The following is a 16,280-nucleotide window of genomic DNA, read 5'->3' as shown; positions in this document are numbered from 1 at the left end:
AACGTCGTTGGGCGTTCTCGCTGGTTTCTGGTTAAGCCATTCGCTTAGACAACGCCACCTGCCAAGATTGCGGTAAGCGCGACATTAATTTCAAAAACCAACCAAACACCGTTGGAAAGGTTATATCCGTGGTTCCTTTACGAATTCCTTTACGGATTCGATCAGAGGCAAATTCAACTGACACGCGCATCGGCATCTCAAAATCATTAGCATCAGTCATTGGCGTTTCAACAAAGCCAGGCGATACGGTAAGCACTTGAATGCCTTTCGGTTCGAGATCGACTTGCAAGCTGCGCGCAATGTATTGAATAGCGGCCTTTGAACCACCATAGGCTTCAGCACGAGTAAATGGCAGTAGACGCGCCGTGCTGCCAACGAACACTAACTTGCTACCGGCTTTCAAATTCGGCAACAACGCCTCAACACAACGCATCATGCCAAACACGTTGACTTCAAACACACGCTCGAACATCGCTGCCTCGAAGCGGTCAATATCAACATATTCACACACCCCGGCAGACAGAATGACCAAGTCAACGTCAGTGTAAACAGCAAGTGCTTGCTGAGTTTGATCGGCATCGCTTACATCTAAGCGTTGCGCCGCAATATTGTTTGGGAAACGTTGTTCTAATTCAGCCAGTACGTCGGTGTTTCGGCCGCAGGCAATAACGGTATGTCCTTCGCTAGCGTAATCCATGGCCACTTGTTTGCCGATGCCTGAGGTAGCACCTGTGATCAAAATATTCATGATGATTTCACCCGCGTTTTAATCTTATCAATCACATAGCCAATCACTGGAATGTGTTCATACAACATCGCGCCGGCGTCGTAATAGTCGGTTTGCGATAAAATCTTATCGTTCTCAAGTTTCAAATGACTGGTACCAGGAACGACAATCTCGCGCCCTTGAGCCAACTTAGGATGCTTCAAGCGCATCTGCCAACTCACAAACACGTCATCGCCCTGCCTTGCTCGCTCCGCAAAAGCAAAGTGGCAGTATTCGATGCCCTTGATGGTGTTACGGAAGTAGGTTTTAAGGTTATCTAAACCCTGCACATGATGAATTGGGTCGACAAAGGTCACGTCGTTGCAATACAACGTATCAAGTGCAGCAATACTATCTTCATTTAAGTCGTCATAAAGCCGTTCAAGCTGTTCAACGATATCTGCCACACTAGTCATGATTCCCCCGTTGTTCCGTGTTCATAAAGCCTTAAAAGCTGATAGAAAACGCTCCCTTGCTTGTTTGTGATTCACAATAGGAGCCGGATAATCATCTCGACCACGTTGTTTTAACCATGCAGCCGGCGCATGGATCTGTTTGGCCGGACAATCGTTTAATTGTTTGACCCATTTACGAATATAGCTACCGTCGGGATCAACTTTTTCGCTTTGTAAGGTTGGATTAAATACCCGAAAGTAAGGCGCTGCATCTGTACCTGTTGAAGCACTCCACTGCCAGCCACCATTGTTCGCAGCAAAACTGCCATCGATAAGATGTTGCATAAAAAATCGTTCACCCCAGCGCCAATCTATCATGAGGTCTTTCACTAAAAAATGCGCCACTATCATGCGTACGCGATTATGCATCCAACCTTCAGAAGCGAGTTGACGCATACCAGCATCAACAATCGGATACCCTGTTTCACCGCGACACCACGCATCAAATTCGGCTTCATTATTGCGCCATTGCATGGCATCGGTATGCTTCAAAAACGCCTTGCCATAACTTAAGCGTGGCACATGCTGTATTAAGTGCAAATAAAACTCGCGCCATATCAGCTCGTTTAACCAAGTATCAGCGCCCTTGTCTAACCCAGCGGGAAAGTTCGGGCTTTGTTGTGCCAGCAAATGAATCGCTTGCCATGGCGATAAAATACCAAGCTCCCAATACGGCGACAGTCTCGAGGTTGTATCTAAGCCTGGCATGTCGCGCTCAGCGGCATAACTATCAACGTTCTCGTCGAGATAACGATGCAACGCTTCGCGAGCGGCAGTCTCGCCTACTTCCCAGGCGCTCGAATCGCGCTGCGGATAATCGATTTCCGGAATGGCTGCCACCGGAACAGACTGGCGCTTCGGTAAGGTAGTTAGGGGTGGAAGCCCTTTATCAGTCAGGTACTCTCGCCACGCTTTCGCAAATGGCGTGAATTTCTGATACATGCTCCCTGCTTGCGTGGCAATAACTGGCGGCACCACCAAGCTACCGTGGTGTTGGTGCACGGCCACGTTATGGTCTTCTAACACAGCTTTCACCGCTCGATCACGGCGCTGCTCATGCACAGGATATTCGGCATTAAAATGTAGTTCAGTCAGCTCATGTTCTTGTGCAAAACGCTTGACCGCTTTTGCCGCTTTCGCCCACGAATCAATCACCTCGATCGACAAGGCAATACCATGTTCCGCCGCATCCTTCACAAACTCCTGTAAGTGTCGACGCAATAAATCCCACTTTATCGGCGCCCAATCATGCTCACGCATTTGTTCTGGGCTCAGCAGTAACAGCGCAGGAACGGCACGTTCGGCGCCATTAACCTTACTTGCTGCCGCCACCGCTGGGTTGGCAGCTAAGCGTACATCGCCACGAAACCACACCCCAGCGTAACTCACAACGCGTACCTCAACTTTAAATCTGCCGGGTACGGATTTAAATACCGCTGTCCCTGCAAATAGTCATTCGGATATTCACGCAGATAATGACGTAACAACGTCAGCGGCGCTAATAGCGGCTGCACGCCGTCGTGATAATCCATAATCAAGGCACTGAGCTCAGCCTTTTGTTCTTTGCTGAGGTATTGACCAAAATAGCCCTGAATATGCTGCAATACGTTGGTGTGATTGGCGCGTGTCGCCGGCTTACCTAACGCCGTCATAATGGCTTCAATATACTGCTTCGCAAAACTCGCATCGATATTTTGTTGATCAGCCACTAATCGGCCTAAGCGACGATACTCCGCTTGGTTGTGCGCCAGTAACAATAACTTCAATTCGGTGTGGAAATTCAGCAAATCAGCTTTGCGCAGCGGCTGTGGTAATTGTTGCCACGCATGATAAACAAACACGCGCATGACAAAATTCTCACGCAATGGCGCATCGTTTAATCGGCCGTCTTCTTCCAACGGTAATGCGGGATGTAATTCGCGTAGGCGTTTCACGAAAATACCTTCCGCTTCTTTGCGCGCATAGCCCGTGTCCGGATCATAAAGCTTCACCCGCTCCATGCCACAACTTGGCGATTTGGCACACAGAACATAGCCACTGAGCTGTTTTAAATGCGGTTGCGCTTTATCCGCAAAGTGACTCAGTTTTTCGGTAACATCCTCACCTGTTTTCGGAACAACCGCACGCACTCCGTGGTCGTGTTGCTCTAAACGAATGGTAGGACGCGGCACTGGCATGCCTATACCAACTTCCGGACATAACTTAACGAACTCAACATGCCGCTGTAGCTCGTTAGCACAAAAATCAGATCGCTTATGGCCACCATCAAATCGCACTTGGTCGCCCAATAAGCAGGCACTGATACCAACTTTTATTGTCACCGTGACACTCCTTGGTTGTGACTTTCATTCTAGCCTGACGAAAATTACGAAAAATAGCTACAAAAGTTCACCCGAATTAATCCAAAACAAAAAATCGTGCGTAATTGCGTTAACTGTCATCTAAGAGGTTAGCAATAATGACTCAAGCGCAACAAACAATGCCTTTATTTCCGTTGTCGGGGCACGTGTTACCTGGCGGTACCATGCGATTGCGCATTTTTGAGCCTCGTTACATTCGGATGGTCAAAGAAGCCTGTAACGGCACGTCATGCCGCCCCATTGGAATGTGCATGTTAAATGAAAATGGTGATCGCGATTTGAATACGCACATTCATCCGATTGGCACTGCCGCAACCATTATCGATTTTGAACAACTGCCCGACGGGTTACTCGGAATTACGGTAGCTGGCCAATATTTATTTAGAATTGCGGATATCCAGGTTCAAGACGATGGCCTTCGTGTTGGTCATACCGATGATGTCAGCGCATGGCCATCCCAGGCTTTGAGCGCGGCCGATAAATTTTTAGCTGAGCAACTCGTGGAAATTTACAATACCTATCCTGAGTTGGCCGTAGCGTATAACAACGAGCAACTGCAACGGGCTGATTGGGTGTGCTTACGTTGGCTCGAGTTAGTGCCAGTAAGCGCGCAAACCAAACAAGAATTGCTGCAAGCGCCGACCGCTGATGCGGCATTGACCTTTTTACGTGATCTGGTCATCGAGAGTAAGCAAGACAACGAACAACAAGCCGCAGGATAAATTTTGAACACGATTGTGATCCAGTCGCAAAATAACTGCGTAAAACTCAGACAATATGTTGAATATCCTGGTGGGTATAAACTACTATGCAGACAGCAACTCATAGAATAACTAAACGGAACACTATGTCTTCTGCGCAGCCGGATAATCCCGAGCACGCTGCCGAATTACTTGCGAAGATAGCTGCTGAACAATCACGAGCTGCATTTAGCGAATTATTTCGTTATTTTGCGCCGCGTTTGCAGGCCTACGCTACCCGCCAATTTGGTAACGAGCAAACCGCCATGGACTTGGTTCAGGAAACCATGACCAATGTTTGGCACAAAGCCCACTTGTTCAAACCTGACCGAGGCTCAGCCGCTACTTGGATATTTACCATTGCGCGTAACATTCGTTTTGATTTGTTACGTAAAAATAAGTATCGCCAAAATGATTTGAGTGCAGACGATTTGTGGCCGGTATTAGCCGAAACAAACGACTCACTCGATGATGATTACGCACTCGATAATGATTTACTTATGCAGCAGTTGGCTGTGTATTGTGAGCAATTACCGAAAGCACAACGGACCGTGATTGAACTTATTTACATCGAAGGCAAGTCGCAGCAAGAAGTTGCCGACGCCCTTGAAATTCCGTTGGGTACGGTTAAATCACGCACCCGTTTAGCATTACAGAAATTGAAAGAGTTGATACAGCACGATGATTAAATTCCACCCTTCAGAACAGCACTTAGTGCTTTATGCCGCTGGCGAACTCAGCCCTGCCATGTTGATGATGGTTGGAACCCACGTGGATATGTGTCCGAAGTGCCAAGCTCATGTGCAAGATATTGAGCAACATATGGCCACGAAGTTATTTGGTGAAACTGAAACGGCTAGTATTGTTCACGGGTTCGATGAGCAAGCCATGTTACAGGCAATTTTCAATTCACAATCGCCTGCGGGCTCTGCCGCGCCGGCTGCAAATGACAGCCTCTATCTCGAGGGACAACGCTTTGCACTGCCGCCGACGTTAGCACGCAACTCGCACCGCATTGGCGAGTGGAGCCGCTTACCAGGTAAACTTTGGCGCGCACCAGTACGCGTGGGTGGCGAAGAGATGCTGAACTTCATCTATATGGGTGAACAAGCTTCTTTGCCAGAGCATACACACAAAGGCAACGAAGCAACCTTAGTGGTCAATGGCGTGTTTAACGATGAACACAATGAATATCGTGATGGCGACTTTATGTTGCTTGATGATCATCATAAGCATTCACCAGCCACGCAAGATCATGACTGCTTGACGATAGCGGCACTTGAAGGCCCGTTGCATTTCACAACAGGTTTAAGCCGACTGTTGAATCCGTTCAGTAGTTTGTTCTTTAAATAGAACCAGTAGATACAAAAAGGCCGCTTTATTAGCGGCCTTTTTTATTGTGTTGCGTTTACTTTTTCGCAGTGCTAACGCGTTGCTTCAGCTTCTGACCAGGACGGAATGTCACCACCCGTCTTGCAGAAATAGGAATATCTTCACCGGTTTTCGGGTTCCGTCCCGGTCGTTGATTTTTAGTGCGTAGCTCGAAATTACCAAAACCTGATAATTTCACCTCTTCCCCACTTTCCAACGCTCGTCTAATTTCCTCAAAGAAGTTCTCGACCAGATCTTTAGCATCACGTTTGTTTAAACCAAATTTTTCAAACAAATGCTCGGCCATTTCTGCTTTGGTCAGCGCCATAGCTTACTCCCTTAGGGTTGCCCCGAATTCAGATGTTAGCATCTCAACAACCGCTTTCACGGCTGTATTGATTTCATTGTCTTCAAGAGTGCGCTCAGGATGCTGCAATGTCAACGACAGTGCTAAACTGCGATGCCCTTCAGCTACCCCAGCCCCTTGATATACATCGAATAAGTTTAGGTCAACTAAATGATTTACGCCAATATTTTCAATTGCTGCGAAAATTTCACCCGCTGCAATTGAATCTTTTACCACAATGGCTAAATCACGACGAATCGATGGGTATTTCGAAATCGGCTGTGCTTGCGGCACTGTGCGCTTAGCAATCGCATCGAGTTCTAGTTCAAACACGAAGGTACGACCATTTAAGCCGAGCTTTTTCTCAAACTGCGGGTGCACCGCGCCCACATAACCAACACGTTTCTCGCCACGGAAAATCGCAGCCGATTGGCCTGGGTGCAACGCTGGGTGTTGATCGGCAACAAAACGAAACGCATGCGCAGCGCCAGTTAACGCGAGCAGTGCCTCAACATCGCCTTTGATGTCGTAAAAATCGACTGCACGTTCACCGTCACTCCAATGTTCTGGATAGGCTTTACCCGCACGGATGCCGGCGACCATGGGCTGTTGTACAACGCCATTCTCGGCTGTCTCATCAGGCAAGAAGCGCAATCCGGTTTCACAGAACGCTAAGCTTTGTTGTTGGCGTTTTTGGTTGTGTGCCACAGCCCCAATCAAACCCGGCCATAAGCTAACGCGCATCGACGACATCTCAACCGAAATTGGGAATGGCAACGTTAAAGCGGCCGTTTCATCAAACAACATGGCTTGATGTTTTGGGTCAACGAAGCTGTAGGTAATCGCTTCTTGATAACCACGATCAATCAACGTGCGCTTCATACCGCCTGCGCTTAACTGGGCTTCTTGGCGTGGAATCATTCGCAATTGCGCCGCTGGTGCCGCCGCTTGAATGCGGTGATAACCATAGATACGGGCTACTTCTTCAATCAAATCTTCTTCAATACTGATATCGAATCGGAACGTTGGTACTGTCACATTCCAACCAGAATCGGTGGTGATAACCACGAACCCGAGACGCTGCAGAATTTCAGTGACTTCTTCGGTGGCAATGCGGATACCAAGCACTCGCTCTAAACGCTCTGCACGCAAGGTGACATGCGCCGCCTCAGGTAAATGCTCAACACTGACGGCCTCAACAATTGGACCAGCTTCGCCGCCACAAATCTCGAGTAATAGTGCCGTTGCACGTTCCATCGCGGTACGTTGCAGTTCTGGGTCAACACCACGCTCATAGCGATGCGAAGCGTCCGTATGCAAACCGAAACGACGGGCGCGACCAGCAATCGCATCGGGGCTAAAGAACGCACTCTCTAAAAACACGTTTGTGGTGTTTTCAGTCACACCGCTGCCTTCGCCGCCGAAAATACCGGCCATCGCGAGTGGTTTTTGCTCATCGGCAATTACTAATACATCGTTTTGCAAGGTCACTTCGTTACCATCAAGTAACGTCAGTTTTTCTTCTGGCTTCGCCATACGCACATGCACAGCGCCTGCTAACTTATCGTTATCGAAGGCATGCATTGGGTGACCCAGCTCGAGTAGCACATAGTTGGTAATATCAACCACAGGGTCAATGCTACGAACACCGCTGCGACGCAAGCGTTCTTGCAACCACAACGGTGAGCTCGCACTGACATTAACGTTACGAACCACACGGCCTAAATAACGCGGACATGCCGCTGGTGCATCAAGTACTACCGCACGCTCTTCGTCATGAGCCGCCGGAACAGCTTTAATTTCTGGCTCAGTGACTTCTAGACGATTCAATACGCCAACTTCACGCGCAATACCACGTAAACCTAAACAATCGGCACGGTTTGGCGTTAAATCAACATCCAGCACCACATCGTTGAGCTCTAAATACTCACGGTAATCCATGCCTATCGGTGCATCGAGCGGCAGTTCAATAATACCGTCATGATCGTCGCTCAGCCCTAACTCTGAGCTCGAGCACAACATACCGTGTGACGGCTGACCGCGCAGTTTCGCCTTTTTAATTTTGAAATCACCTGGCAATACAGCGCCAACGGTTGCTACAGCAACTTTCAGGCCCTGACGGCAGTTTGGTGCACCGCAAACAATTGTCGCCAACTCATCAGCACCAACGTTTACTTCCGTCACTTGCAGCTTATCGGCATCTGGATGCTGCCAGCATTTCACAACTTCGCCTACAACCACGCCGGAGAACACTTCTGCCACTGGCTCAATGCCGTCCACTTCAAGGCCGGCCATACTTAACTGTTCAGATAACGCCACGCTATCTAGCGCAGGATTCACCCAGGTACGTAACCACTGTTCACTAAATTTCATCTGCTTACCCGGCTAATTAATTGAATTGTTTCAAGAAACGCACGTCATTTTCGAAAAATGCGCGCAAGTCATTGACGCCATAGCGGAGCATAGTCAAACGCTCAACGCCCATACCGAAGGCAAAGCCCGTGTATTTTTCACTATCAATACCAACCGCTTGTAAAACACTTGGGTGAACCATGCCACAACCAAGTACTTCAAGCCATTTGCCATCTTTACGGCGTACATCAACCTCTGCTGAAGGCTCAGTAAACGGGAAGTACGATGGACGGAAACGTACTTCGAGCTCTTCTTCAAAGAAGTTCACTAAAAAGTCTTCTAAAATGCCCTTTAACTGCGTGAAACTCACGTCAGTGTCTACCATCAAACCTTCCACCTGATGGAACATTGGCGTATGTGTTTGATCGTAGTCATTCCGATACACGCGACCAGGCGAAATAATTCGCAGTGGTGGTTGCTCTTGCTCCATGGTACGAATTTGAACGCCTGAGGTTTGCGTACGTAACATGGTGGTTGGCGTGAAATAGAACGTATCGTGATCAGCACGCGCAGGATGATTCGCTGGAATATTCAGCGCATCAAAGTTATGGAAGTCATCTTCCACTTCAGGGCCTTCCACCGTACGAAAACCTAAATCACCAAAAAACGCTTCAATGCGCTGAATGGTTTTCGTGACTGGGTGAAAGCCACCAAGCTGAGCACGACGGCCTGGCAAGCTCACATCAATGCGCTCGGCGGCAAGTTTTTGCGCGAGCTCAGCTTGTTTTAATTCGTTGTTACGTGCGTTGATTAACTCTTGCACACGTTGTTTGGCTTCGTTAATGGCTTGTCCTGCCGCAGGACGCTCTTCTGGGCTTAGCTTGCCTAAGCTTTTCAACTGCTCAGTTAATTGGCCTTTTTTACCCATATATTCCACTCGAACAGCGTCGAGTTCTTGCGGGGTCGTTGCGTGTGCAACGGCTGCTTCAGCGGCAGCAACAATGTCAGATAACGCCATGATCGTCCTCAGTTATGACCCGTGCGGTTTCACGATGATTTTTCAAAACTAAATAAAGTGCTCAATGATACCGAAAAAGCACAAAAAAAGGGAGCAGTTACGCTCCCTTTTTCAACTTTTCAACCTGCTTACAGAGAGCCTTTCGCTTTCTCTACCAAGGCAGCAAAACCGTTTTGGTCGTGAACTGCGATGTCAGCAAGGATTTTACGATCGATTTCTACAGATGCTTTTTTCAAGCCATTGATAAAGCGGCTGTATGACAAACCGTTTTGACGCGCTGCAGCGTTGATACGAACAATCCACAATTGACGGAATTGACGTTTCTTCGCACGGCGGTCGCGGTATGCGTACTGACCTGCTTTGATAACAGCTTGCTTCGCTACGCGATAAACGCGTGAACGAGCACCATAATAACCTTTCGCCTGCTTCAGGACTTTCTTGTGACGCGCACGCGCGATCACACCACGTTTTACTCGTGCCATTTGCTATCTCCTTCCCTTACGCGAATGGTAACATACGCTGAACTAAGCCAACATCAGACTCGTGCACCATGCTCTTCGCACGTAGGTGACGCTTCCGCTTTGAGCTCTTTTTGGTCAGGATGTGACGCAAATGAGACTGTTTACATTTGAAGCCGCCTGAAGCGGTTTTCTTAAAGCGCTTCGATGCGCCTTTCTTGGATTTCATTTTCGGCATGAAAATTACTCCGCATTGTTAATTAAAAGTGTAACAGGGTGAGTTTGGTTCTTACTTGTTCAAGTAAAAAACCGCCCTACTTGTGTACCACAGTTACTTCTTAGCAGGGGCCAGAACCATAATCATCTGGCGACCCTCAGCACGTCTTGGGAACGATTCGCAAGTTGAAATTTCGGCTAGGTCATTCTTAATGCGCTCTAGCAGTTCGATACCCAACTCTTGATGTGCCATTTCCCGGCCACGGAAACGGATAGTGACTTTCGTTTTGTCACCTCCCTCCAGAAAGCGAGTCAGGTTGCGCAGTTTTACCTGATAATCGCCCTCGTCAGTTCCAGGACGGAATTTAACTTCCTTCACCTGGATCTGTTTCTGGTTTTTCTTTTGCTCTTTCGCGTTCTTAGCTTTCTCGTAGAGGAACTTACCATAATCCATCAGACGACAAACTGGTGGCTCCGCATTTGGGCTAATTTCCACCAGATCAACACCAGCCTCTTCGGCTGCAGTAAGAGCTTCTTGAATACCTACGACGCCAATCTGTTCACCTTCAACACCAATGAGTCGTACTTCATTGACGCGAATTTCTTCGTTGATCCGATTTTTGTCACCAGCTTTCTGAGTTCTTTTTCCGCCTTTAATGGGTCATTCCTCCAGTCAATTAACTAATTTTGCGGCTGTTTACTTCGTCGCTGAGCTCAGCAATAAATTGCTGTAGCCCTTTAACACCATGGTCTTCACCACGACGAGTACGCACCGCAACCGCCTGGTTTTCGACTTCTTTATCGCCGACAACCAATAAGTATGGAACACGTTTTAGAGTGTGCTCGCGGATTTTAAAGCCTATTTTCTCATTTCTCAAGTCAGCAATGGCTCTAAATCCAAGTTTATTCAATTCTTTTACTGTTTTGATGGCATAATCGCGCTGATTATCGGTAATATTCATCACCACAACCTGCGTTGGTGCCAACCAAGTCGGGAAATATCCCGCATATTCTTCAATGATAATTCCCATAAAGCGCTCAAGTGAGCCCAAAATGGCACGGTGAATCATCACCGGTGTGTGACGCTCGTTATCTTCGCCCACATAAGTCGCGCCTAAACGACCTGGTAACGCGAAGTCGAGTTGCACAGTACCGCACTGCCAAGCACGACCTAGACAGTCATGCAGGGTAAATTCAATTTTCGGACCATAGAACGCGCCCTCACCCGGCAAGTACTCAAACTCAATGCCGTTAGTCTTCAGGGCATCGGCTAACGCTTGTTCGGCGTGATCCCAAGTGGCGTCGTCGCCCAAGCGCTTTTCTGGACGCGTTGATAGCTTCACCACGATGTTGTCGAAACCAAACGTTTTATAGGTTTCGTACACCATCTTAATACAGCCACTCACTTCTTCTTGCACTTGTGCATCGGTACAGAAAATATGCGCATCATCTTGGGTAAAACCACGTACACGCATCAAGCCATGCAATGCGCCTGATGGCTCATTCCGATGACACGAACCGAACTCAGCCATACGCAGTGGCAAATCACGGTAAGATTTTAGCCCTTGATTGAAAATCTGCACGTGACCTGGGCAGTTCATCGGTTTAATCGCATATTCACGGTTTTCTGATGCGGTGGTAAACATCAGCTCTGAGAACTTCTCCCAGTGGCCAGAACGCTCCCACAACACGCGGTCCATCATCAACGGACCTTTTACTTCCTGATACTGATACTCGCGTAACTTTTCACGGATAAAACGCTCAAGCTCAAGGAACACTGTCCAACCATTGTTATGCCAGAACACCATACCAGGTGCTTCTTCTTGCCAATGGAACAAGTCTTGCGTTTTACCAATTTTACGGTGGTCGCGTTTTTCCGCTTCTTCTAAGCGCTGCAAATACGCTTTCAATTGCTTCTTATCAGCCCACGCGGTGCCATAAATACGCTGCAACATTTTGTTGTCAGATTTACCACGCCAGTAGGCACCCGCCACCTTCATAATTTTGAAGTGTTGGCAAAAACGCATATTGGGTACGTGCGGACCACGACACATGTCGACGTATTCTTCGTGATGATACAAACCCGGACGATCATCGCGACTAATATCATCATCTAAAATTTCAATTTTGTACGGTTCATGGCGGCTCACGAACGTTTCACGGGCTTCGGCCCAGCTCACCTTCTTCTTCACCACGTCGTATTCAGTTTTTGCCAGCTCAAGCATACGCTTTTCGAGCGCTTGCAAATCATCTGCAGTTAACGTGTGCTCCATATCGACGTCATAATAAAAACCGTTATCGATAACCGGACCAATCGCCATTTTTGCATCTGGGAACATTTGCTTCAGGGCATGGCCTAGCAAATGCGCACAGCTGTGACGAATAATATGAATACCATCGTCGTCTTTTGGCGTAATGATCTGAACGGTCGCGTCATCGGTAATTAAGTCACAAGCATCAGCTAATTCACCATTTATACGCCCGGCCACAGTCGCTTTGGCTAAACCAGGGCCAATATCTTGGGCAACGTCGAGAATAGAAACAGGCTTGTCGAATGAACGTTTACTTCCGTCGGGGAGCGTTACTACAGGCATTATTTTCTGTCCTTTTTACAGTGGTGGCACCTACCAAGTGTCACTTGTTATTTTGAAAGGCCACACTATAGCGTATGATGCCCGCCATGGAAACCCTAACCGCCACAATCATTGGCCCTCTGGCCGCATTAACCGCTGCGTTATTTTGGGCGCTGGCGACCCTTTTATATAGCCAAGCTGGCAGTTATTTGTCGGCTGCCCAACTGAATCTGGTGAAAGGCATCGTCGCTTGTCCACTATTGGTGCTGGCTGGTTGGTTTACCGGTCAGTTATTAGCGATTGAAGGTAACCTCGCTACCTACCTGCTACTTGCGAGCGGCGTTATCGGTATAACTTTAGGTGATACCCTGTATTTCGCTGCTTTGCGACGCTTAGGCCCTTGGCACACCATGCTACTTGAATATCTTGCGCCACCATTTGCTGCATTGCTGGCATGGATACTGTTGGCACAAGGTATGCGCTGGTTCGAAGTGGTTGCTGCTTTGGTGATTATTAGCGGTATTTTTGTGGTCATCAGCGAGAAGCCGAAAAGTGCCGAGCGCGTGCAACTGAATATGAGCGGCATTGCCGCAGGTGTCGGTGCCGCACTCTGTCAGGCCTTGGGCCTCGTCATGTCGTTTCATGCCTTACAAGAATTTGAAATGAGTCCGTTAAATGCGGCGTTGCTGCGATTGCTTGCCGGCACCTTTGCGTTAACCATTGCCTTACTGCTGTTAAAACCCAGCTTGATTCAATCCACTCGTTCAGCCTTGCGCCATACCTCTATTCCTTGGTTACTCGTAGCGATTATCATGGGCACCTTCTTAGCTATTTGGCTACAGCAAACCGCCATTGCTTATATCAACCCAGGGCTTGCACAAACCTTGCTCGCCACGGCGCCGCTATGGCTTATTCCCATTCAATGGTTTCGGGGCCAACCATTATCAGCGCGGAGCATTGTCGGAGCACTCATTGCGGTAAGTGGCATCGCACTGTTATTTGGAATTCAATAAGTTAGGTTTTGCCTACGCCAAATTGGGTTAAATTCGAGTGAACTTCCAAGCAAAATTTCAATTCTAAGCCATACTCAAAGGTAGTTATTGCATAGCACTTGGAGGTATTCATGAACGCCGACAAACTGTATGACGCCGGCCTACGCTGCCCCTACTGTGGGCATCACATTCACGTGAGTATTGACGCCTCAGCGGGCGATCAAGACTACCAAGATGAATGCCGCGCTTGCGGTGCCGATATTCACTTGTTAGTCAAACTCGACGAAGTTAACGACAAAATATTTGTCCGCGTCGCCAGCGACGACGAGAATTTCTATTAACGTTGAACCACTTCAACATGCATAGCAGCTAAGCGCTGAAGTAATTGTTTGTGGCGGAAGAGCGGCCACCATTCGTACAAAAATATTTGTAACGGCTGCCACATCGCAACCCAACACACGATGAGAAGTCCTTCAGATACAAAATCCAATGGCTTCGAGTGTGGGAAATAGTGCTGAAGCGCATCACTTGCGCCAAAGCAGATAATCAAGAAGATAACACCGACCAGTAAACTGAATCGTCCGCGGCGCATCAGGCGGCTGAACTCTTGACCTGAACGCGCGACACTTGCAGTAAAGTAACTTCGTACCGCGTCACTAACTCGCGATTGAGCGCGTTCAATATCGGCAACTTCGGTCACTGTAATTTGTAGCTTAAATGAACCATGACGGGGATGTTCTTGCGCCCATCCTAAGATGAACTCCTCGGCAGCAGGATCTAGATCGCGTCCAACAAACGGCGATGGATCAAACGAGTTGAACAGTTGTTCGACGGTGCGTAACTGCAACTTGATAATATGTTCGTTGTTTTCCACACCGTTCTACCTCGTTACTTAACGCCGCGTTGATTTAACACCCGTTCAACGGTTTCAACAATGGTCATGGTTTGCTGATCGAATTCAAGATTGACGATGTCAGCATGTTCCAAATTGGTTAAACGCAGTGTTTCTGGAATCAAATGTAAGCTAAAACGGTTACTTTCGACTTGCCCGACCGTTAAACTTGCACCGTTGACACTAATAAAGCCCTTCGCCAATACATAGGCCTTGAACGATTCAGGAAACTCAATCCACAGTGCCAGATTATCGGCGCTACGCTCACGTTTCACAATGGCGCCGGTGCAATGAATATGACCCGATACATAATGACCACCCATTTCATCGCCAACTTTTAATGAGCGTTCAAAATTGACTTTATCACCTACCGCTAATCTGCCAAGGTTAGTTAACCGTAAGGTTTCATCAATAATGTCAAAACTCACAGTGGTTTCAGTAAATGCCACCACGGTTAAACAACAACCGTTAATCGCAATACTCGCGCCTAGCGCTACGTTATGCAGAAACTCTGGTGAAACTTCGACAGTGAGTTGGCGAAAGTTGTCGCGATCGTGTAACTGGGCAACCGTCGCCTGAGTTTGTACAATTCCAGTAAACATGATATCTCTTTAAAGGCTTTATGAATGACACAGATTGTAACGCTAAAACAACTTATTGGCTACGCTAGACGGGTGGGTGCGGCGGTTATCCTATTGCTAGCGGCAACCGCCTGCAGCCCTGCGCCAAGCGGCCTAATGCAACTGCATGATTACCAGCAGCGGGTTGCCAATACGTTGTCGCGCGAAGCAATACCCTATCAGCCACAAACACCAGAACAGATTCCCGCTGCCCGCGAACTGCGTGTGACGATTCCGCGTCTGCAATTATCATTGTTAGACTCAATGCGATTGGATACCTGTCGCGCCGGTTCGCTCATAGCCGAACGTAACAGCTCACTCGGCCGATTAACCAGTGGTGTAATGCGTTATTATCACGATCGCGAGTTGTTAGATGCGTTGTACGACTGTGCCGAACAATTAGAAACCAGCGAGCCCGAACTTGCACAGCGTGTACGCCAACAGGCACAAGCAAAGCAAGCCACGATGCCGCAATTGCGTATGCAGGCGATTGTTTCAGATGATAGCCTGCGCAATGTTTTGCGTAAGGCAGATAGAGCATTACCTGAAGTTGAAGGCGCACAGCTCGCGCCACTTTTTCAAGCCTTCAACATCATTTTAAACACGCTAAATAACGACGCTGAATTGCCAGCAGAAAATCAGCTCGAACAAGCCCTTGAAGCATTGGCGAAAAGCGCCTATTTAAGCCAATTATGGCGAGCGTTATTCGATAACCAGCAATACCTACAACAGCTCAACCCCTTAGTCATCAATATAAGTGCAGAAGCGGGCTGTTTAAGCAAAGGTGTACCGGAACGCGCGCGCGTTTTACGACAGGTTTTTATTGCACGCTTTAGTGGCCCAGTACAACAACACATTAGTGCGCTGGTGCGGCAAGCTCAGCAACTTGAAGCGTATTTAGATGCACTTTATGCAGAACCAGAATTATTGCAAACACAACCCACCCTGGTTAAGTGGAATAACTACCTGCGGCATATCGCCGCACTTGATGATCAACTGGTTGCAGAAACCCGTAACCACGTTGAATTTTGGCAACAATTATTTACTGACTGCGAGTTTACGCCCGGCGCCTAATTCGAGAATAAGCGGGTATAAACAGTTGGCGACACCGACAAAAAATG

Annotated in this window: 19 protein-coding genes; 6 read left to right on the top strand and 13 right to left on the bottom strand. The window is 48.0% G+C overall.

What is annotated here, in order from left to right; all coding sequences use genetic code 11:
- Nucleotides 1-31: 31 nt before the first annotated feature.
- From LG272_RS07375 to LG272_RS07360, 4 genes are read right to left on the bottom strand one after another with little or no spacing between them, the layout of a single operon-like run.
- Complete coding sequence (locus LG272_RS07375) at nt 32-748, bottom strand: SDR family NAD(P)-dependent oxidoreductase (protein WP_126758709.1); 717 nt, start codon at nt 746-748, stop codon at nt 32-34.
- On the bottom strand, nt 745-1,182 hold the full coding sequence (locus LG272_RS07370) for a nuclear transport factor 2 family protein (protein ID WP_126758708.1): 438 nt from the start codon (nt 1,180-1,182) through the stop codon (nt 745-747). The genes LG272_RS07375 and LG272_RS07370 overlap by 4 nt, the downstream gene beginning before the upstream one ends.
- Nucleotides 1,183-1,203: 21 nt before the next feature.
- Nucleotides 1,204-2,610 (bottom strand): deoxyribodipyrimidine photo-lyase, encoded by a 1,407-nt coding sequence (phrB, locus tag LG272_RS07365; RefSeq protein WP_404407663.1) that lies wholly within the window; start codon nt 2,608-2,610, stop codon nt 1,204-1,206.
- A complete protein-coding gene (locus tag LG272_RS07360; protein ID WP_126758706.1) occupies nt 2,607-3,542 on the bottom strand; it encodes a DUF523 and DUF1722 domain-containing protein in 936 nt (311 codons plus the stop codon). Before LG272_RS07360 ends, phrB begins: the two co-directional genes overlap by 4 nt.
- Nucleotides 3,543-3,679: 137 nt before the next feature.
- Here LG272_RS07360 and LG272_RS07355 point away from each other — a divergent pair, with 137 nt between their 5' ends.
- The 3 genes from LG272_RS07355 to LG272_RS07345 all read left to right on the top strand — a co-directional run bounded on the left by LG272_RS07355 (nt 3,680) and on the right by LG272_RS07345 (nt 5,674).
- Nucleotides 3,680-4,303 carry an LON peptidase substrate-binding domain-containing protein gene (locus tag LG272_RS07355; RefSeq protein WP_126758705.1) on the top strand — a complete coding sequence of 208 codons (624 nt, stop codon included), beginning with the start codon at nt 3,680-3,682 and terminating at the stop codon, nt 4,301-4,303.
- A 125-nt stretch (nt 4,304-4,428) separates the two neighbouring features.
- The gene (locus LG272_RS07350) at nt 4,429-5,010 is read left to right on the top strand and encodes a sigma-70 family RNA polymerase sigma factor (protein ID WP_241967930.1); all 582 of its coding nucleotides are present in this window, start codon (nt 4,429-4,431) and stop codon (nt 5,008-5,010) included.
- Nucleotides 5,003-5,674: a ChrR family anti-sigma-E factor gene (locus LG272_RS07345; RefSeq protein ID WP_404407660.1), complete on the top strand. Its 672-nt coding sequence runs from the start codon at nt 5,003-5,005 to the stop codon at nt 5,672-5,674. The genes LG272_RS07350 and LG272_RS07345 overlap by 8 nt, the downstream gene beginning before the upstream one ends.
- Nucleotides 5,675-5,729: 55 nt before the next feature.
- Here LG272_RS07345 and LG272_RS07340 read toward each other — a convergent pair whose 3' ends face one another.
- The 7 genes from LG272_RS07340 to thrS form a co-directional block, all read right to left on the bottom strand.
- The gene (locus LG272_RS07340; protein ID WP_126758702.1) at nt 5,730-6,020 is read right to left on the bottom strand and encodes an integration host factor subunit alpha; all 291 of its coding nucleotides are present in this window, start codon (nt 6,018-6,020) and stop codon (nt 5,730-5,732) included.
- Between the two features lie 3 nt (nt 6,021-6,023).
- Entirely contained in the window at nt 6,024-8,411 is a 2,388-nt protein-coding gene (pheT, locus tag LG272_RS07335; protein WP_404407658.1) for a phenylalanine--tRNA ligase subunit beta, read from the bottom strand.
- Nucleotides 8,412-8,427: 16 nt separating this feature from the next.
- Nucleotides 8,428-9,408 carry a phenylalanine--tRNA ligase subunit alpha gene (pheS, locus tag LG272_RS07330; RefSeq protein WP_404407656.1) on the bottom strand — a complete coding sequence of 327 codons (981 nt, stop codon included), beginning with the start codon at nt 9,406-9,408 and terminating at the stop codon, nt 8,428-8,430.
- 128 nt (nt 9,409-9,536) lie between these two features.
- Nucleotides 9,537-9,890: a 50S ribosomal protein L20 gene (gene rplT, locus LG272_RS07325; protein WP_055437818.1), complete on the bottom strand. Its 354-nt coding sequence runs from the start codon at nt 9,888-9,890 to the stop codon at nt 9,537-9,539.
- Nucleotides 9,891-9,906: 16 nt separating this feature from the next.
- Complete coding sequence (gene rpmI, locus LG272_RS07320) at nt 9,907-10,104, bottom strand: 50S ribosomal protein L35 (protein ID WP_034729724.1); 198 nt, start codon at nt 10,102-10,104, stop codon at nt 9,907-9,909.
- 93 nt (nt 10,105-10,197) lie between these two features.
- A complete protein-coding gene (gene infC, locus LG272_RS07315; RefSeq protein ID WP_126758699.1) occupies nt 10,198-10,740 on the bottom strand; it encodes a translation initiation factor IF-3 in 543 nt (180 codons plus the stop codon).
- 19 nt (nt 10,741-10,759) lie between these two features.
- Entirely contained in the window at nt 10,760-12,676 is a 1,917-nt protein-coding gene (gene thrS / locus LG272_RS07310) for a threonine--tRNA ligase (RefSeq protein WP_404407653.1), read from the bottom strand.
- A gap of 86 nt (nt 12,677-12,762) precedes the next feature.
- Between thrS and LG272_RS07305 the strand changes: the two genes are divergently transcribed.
- Nucleotides 12,763-13,668 carry a DMT family transporter gene (locus LG272_RS07305; RefSeq protein WP_404407651.1) on the top strand — a complete coding sequence of 302 codons (906 nt, stop codon included), beginning with the start codon at nt 12,763-12,765 and terminating at the stop codon, nt 13,666-13,668.
- A 110-nt stretch (nt 13,669-13,778) separates the two neighbouring features.
- On the top strand, nt 13,779-13,988 hold the full coding sequence (locus LG272_RS07300; RefSeq protein ID WP_404407649.1) for a CPXCG motif-containing cysteine-rich protein: 210 nt from the start codon (nt 13,779-13,781) through the stop codon (nt 13,986-13,988).
- Here the strand turns inward: LG272_RS07300 and LG272_RS07295 are convergent.
- Nucleotides 13,985-14,521: a hypothetical protein gene (locus LG272_RS07295; protein ID WP_404407647.1), complete on the bottom strand. Its 537-nt coding sequence runs from the start codon at nt 14,519-14,521 to the stop codon at nt 13,985-13,987. The genes LG272_RS07300 and LG272_RS07295 overlap by 4 nt on opposite strands.
- 14 nt (nt 14,522-14,535) lie before the next feature.
- Nucleotides 14,536-15,141: a riboflavin synthase subunit alpha gene (locus LG272_RS07290; protein ID WP_404407645.1), complete on the bottom strand. Its 606-nt coding sequence runs from the start codon at nt 15,139-15,141 to the stop codon at nt 14,536-14,538.
- 24 nt (nt 15,142-15,165) lie between these two features.
- Between LG272_RS07290 and LG272_RS07285 the strand changes: the two genes are divergently transcribed.
- Nucleotides 15,166-16,233, top strand: a complete 1,068-nt coding sequence (locus LG272_RS07285; RefSeq protein ID WP_404407643.1) for a DUF3080 family protein — start codon at nt 15,166-15,168, stop codon at nt 16,231-16,233.
- The last annotated feature ends 47 nt before the right edge of the window (nt 16,234-16,280 follow it).

Source organism: Pseudidiomarina marina (assembly GCF_044807045.1).
Taxonomy (GTDB): domain Bacteria; phylum Pseudomonadota; class Gammaproteobacteria; order Enterobacterales; family Alteromonadaceae; genus Pseudidiomarina; species Pseudidiomarina marina.
The sequence above is the reverse complement of the archived record's forward strand: the minus strand, read 5'-3'. Positions and strand labels throughout refer to the sequence as shown.